The 3,477-nt window shown below is 36.4% G+C and carries 6 protein-coding genes; 3 read left to right on the top strand and 3 right to left on the bottom strand.

Going from position 1 to position 3,477, the window contains the following annotated elements; genetic code table 11:
- Positions 1–71 precede the first annotated feature (71 nt).
- From PX482_RS06975 to PX482_RS06985, 3 genes are all read left to right on the top strand, one after another.
- Positions 72–944 (top strand): O-antigen ligase family protein, encoded by an 873-nt coding sequence (locus PX482_RS06975; RefSeq protein WP_288024972.1) that lies wholly within the window; start codon positions 72–74, stop codon positions 942–944.
- Between the two features lie 23 nt (positions 945–967).
- On the top strand, positions 968–1,921 hold the full coding sequence (locus tag PX482_RS06980; protein WP_043999536.1) for a glycosyltransferase family 2 protein: 954 nt from the start codon (positions 968–970) through the stop codon (positions 1,919–1,921).
- Between the two features lie 293 nt (positions 1,922–2,214).
- The gene (locus PX482_RS06985) at positions 2,215–2,367 is read left to right on the top strand and encodes a PIN domain-containing protein (RefSeq protein WP_002763721.1); all 153 of its coding nucleotides are present in this window, start codon (positions 2,215–2,217) and stop codon (positions 2,365–2,367) included.
- Between the two features lie 11 nt (positions 2,368–2,378).
- Here PX482_RS06985 and PX482_RS06990 read toward each other — a convergent pair whose 3' ends face one another.
- The 3 genes from PX482_RS06990 to PX482_RS07000 form a co-directional block, all read right to left on the bottom strand.
- A complete protein-coding gene (locus tag PX482_RS06990; protein ID WP_002763718.1) occupies positions 2,379–2,720 on the bottom strand; it encodes a helix-turn-helix domain-containing protein in 342 nt (113 codons plus the stop codon).
- 4 nt (positions 2,721–2,724) lie between these two features.
- The gene (locus PX482_RS06995) at positions 2,725–3,066 is read right to left on the bottom strand and encodes a type II toxin-antitoxin system RelE/ParE family toxin (protein ID WP_002763716.1); all 342 of its coding nucleotides are present in this window, start codon (positions 3,064–3,066) and stop codon (positions 2,725–2,727) included.
- A gap of 161 nt (positions 3,067–3,227) precedes the next feature.
- Positions 3,228–3,477 (bottom strand): transposase (locus PX482_RS07000; RefSeq protein ID WP_288122242.1); only part of this gene is annotated, 250 nt, incomplete at its 5' end.

Raw genomic sequence — 3,477 nt, forward strand, 5'->3', positions numbered from 1 at the left:
AATCCTTATCTGGCAAGAGATTTAATTGATTAGTTCGCTCTAGAGCAAAAACAATTGACAAAAATCGCTAAATGCCTTTCTCTATAAGGGTTCCATCCCTTATAACCCCCGTCCATTGCATAACACAAACCGAAGAGCCATTTTATCATGCTAATTTTCTAGCAAGTTTTCTAACTATTATTTGGGTGTTGGGACTGGGCTTAATAATTCTAGAGTTAAGAAAATCGAATACTGATAAAAAATTTTTTTATCTTAGTCTGCTTTTGGTGATCAATTCCCTAACATTTATTGCTCTAATTTTAACTCATTCTCGTAATGGTTGGATGACTACATTAGTAACTTGTCTTGCTTTTGCTATTTATTTAGGCTGGCGATGGATTTTGCTAACAGTAGCAATCGTGAGCGGGGCGATTATTATCGCTGCTTTTGGCAATCCTCCAGTAAGAGATTGGTTTAGATTAATTGTTCCAATGTTTATTTGGGCTCGAATAAACGATCAATTTTATCCTAATCGAGATGTAGAAACTCTCCGAATAACTCTGTGGAAATTCTCCTGGCATTTAGCCCTTAAGTCACCTTGGAAAGGATGGGGTTTAGGAAGTTTTAAACATCTCTATCAGCCTCAATCTCAGATAGTAATAGGACATTCACACAACTTAACACTGATGCTTCTGTCTGAAGTGGGGATTCCCTGGACAGTTTTTTTCTATTTTTTAGTTGGCTGGATATTGGCAAAAGGGATTATACTTTTAACCAAAATAAATCTGGATAACTCAGAAGAAAAATTGATTATATTTACTTATTTAACAGCTTTTTTTGCTTGTATATTATTTCATGTCTTTGATGTTACTATTTTTGATGAAAGAGTCAATCTTATATCCTGGTCGATTTTGTCAGCGATTCATGGCTTAACAAATAATAAAAAAAGAAAATATTTTACCTAAACTAAATATTCTTGTAAATGCTCATGAAATTCAGTATTGTTATAACAACATATAATCGCTTACCATTTTTAAAATGGTCATTAGAATCGGCAATCAATCAAACTATAAACTGTGAAATTATTGTTGTAGATGATGCTTCTTCTGATCAAACTGAAGAATATATCAAGCAGTTAGGTGATCGAGTTATATATCATCGCAACTCGATAAATTTAGGACATTCAGAAAGTGTTAATATTGGAGTCAAAATTGCCAAAGGAGAATGGATTAAGCTGATTGATGATGATGATTATATTATGCCTGAATGTATCGAAATTATCGGCAAATCTCTCGTTTATTTTCCTGATGCTGTTATTTGCTCTTGTCAGGCAAAAAAAATTGATATAATAGGCAACATTATCGATGATAAACATCAAGTTCAATTTAATAATTTAGCTCTTTGTATTCGGCAAGAAGACATACACTACGGTATGCTTTTGGATATCTGTCCTTTGGGAACACCTGTTCAAGTTGCTTTTCAAAAAAAAGCATTTTTGCGATCGGGAGGCTGGGATAAAGACTTTGACGGTAATTATGATGATATTAACTCATGGATAGAAATTGCCAAGTACGGCGATGCTGTATTTGTCGGTAAGTGTCTATGTTTTAAAAGAGTATGGTCGGGATGTTGCCATAGCAATATATCAATAAAAGAGCGATGCAAAAAAAATATTTTAATCAAACAAAAAATTTATGACATGGTACATCCTAAACATCGGGAAAAGTTACCAGAATTGTCAGTTATAGAAGATTATATTTGCCTGCATTGGCTTTTGATTTGTATCAAAAAATTAAACATAAAAATTGTCCTAGAATTGATCCGCTATGATGCAATTAATTGGGATGCTTTAAAATTGATGTTTAAAATAATATGTATAAAAAGATTTAGGCTTTTATTTAAAGAACTTTTACCAGAATTACAGCAAATTGATATTAAATAATGGTACAGCCAATACCCGACTAGATGCCGAAATACTAATGTTTTTTTGTTTGTCTAGGATTTAAGAGATTTCCTGTTGCTTTTCAATAGCACGGGCAATGAGAGGAGCTTTTCTTGCTAATCCCTCTAGGGTGATTTCACCTTGTTCATACATTCTAAACAACGGGAAGCAAACCTCAAATCCAAGCGGGGAAATCTGTTGCGCTTGCGAGGTGTTTCTGAGATTTCGGCAGCTACAGGGTAAACTAACGCCCCAACCGATTATGTAACCTATCTGATCGAGAAGTATCAATAATGCGAGTTCTGATTGATACCAATGTCATTCTTGATTTTCTACAAGAACGAGAGCTATTTGTGGAAAACGCAGCAAGATTATTTGAGCGTATTGATGCTGGGGAAATTCAGGGATTTATCGCATCAACGACAATAACTAACATTAGTGGATAGGATGCACAAAATTAGCATTCAGGTCTTGATTCAGCAACGCCTTTGACACTGGCAATGATTTGTCCGATGTCTTGAGGAGTGGCACCTGTTGCCAACAGCGAGGGGATAAGCAATTCCAGTGAAACCGACGGATCGCCATTTTCAGCTTTGGCAATCCGAGGTTGACTAGAGCCGATTTTATTGGCCAGTTCACTTTGAGTCATTATCTTCTGCCGCTGACTTTTCAAACTTTTGCTAAGAGCTAGTTTGATTTCAACAAGGATAATCTCTTCGGGCGTTAACTCTAAAAAGTCGGAAACGGTTCCGATTTTCCAGCCTTTTGATTCCAAAAGCCCTTTTTTAGTCTCTTCCATCCTCTTATTCCTGCTGATCAGTATCGTATTTACTCAAGCGTTTCTTACAAACCTCAATTACACTTTTGGGTGTTGCTCTTGTTGTCTTATTAAACACCTCAATAATCAAGATTGCATCTTCATCAATTCGATAAATAATCCTCCAATTTTTATCGATGTCTCTAATGCGTAGCTCATGACAATGATAGCCTACACTTGGCATAGGACGCGAATGTGGCAAACCAAGGGGTTCGCCTTCCTGTAGTTGCCTGAGTAAGACACCTGCTTCGATCCGTGCTTCTAAACTGAAAGGTGGGGTCTTGATCTCACCATGCAGCCAAGCTAAAGGTTTGCTTTGATCAGCCATGATGTGTTTATATCATATCTGATGTACTAAAATATGGCAATCGCCTCACTACTATCTAACAATTCAAAGGTGGCGGAGCGACAAAATATGAACAGTGAACCTACTTTGAGCAACTCTCAAACTGATTGGTAATCAGGCTCTTCGTTACCCTTTATGCTAAATCAACATACAAGATGCCAAGATAACATACTTCTAACCCAAAAATTCCGAAAGTTTCTAAAGCCATAGCCTCTCCGTTTTATTAGTTTAAGTTTATTGTTGATTCCCTCCACCACCCCATTCGTTGTCCTTCGCTCGAAATAACTAATGATTTCTCCAAACCAGTTTCGGATTGTTTGACAACTCTTGGTAAAAACACTGGAGGATTTTGCCAACCATTCCGAGATGGATAGCAGTCCTTCTGTCGGATTC

This window comes from Microcystis sp. M53602_WE12 (assembly GCF_030065455.1).
Classification (GTDB): Bacteria; Cyanobacteriota; Cyanobacteriia; order Cyanobacteriales; family Microcystaceae; genus Microcystis; species Microcystis aeruginosa.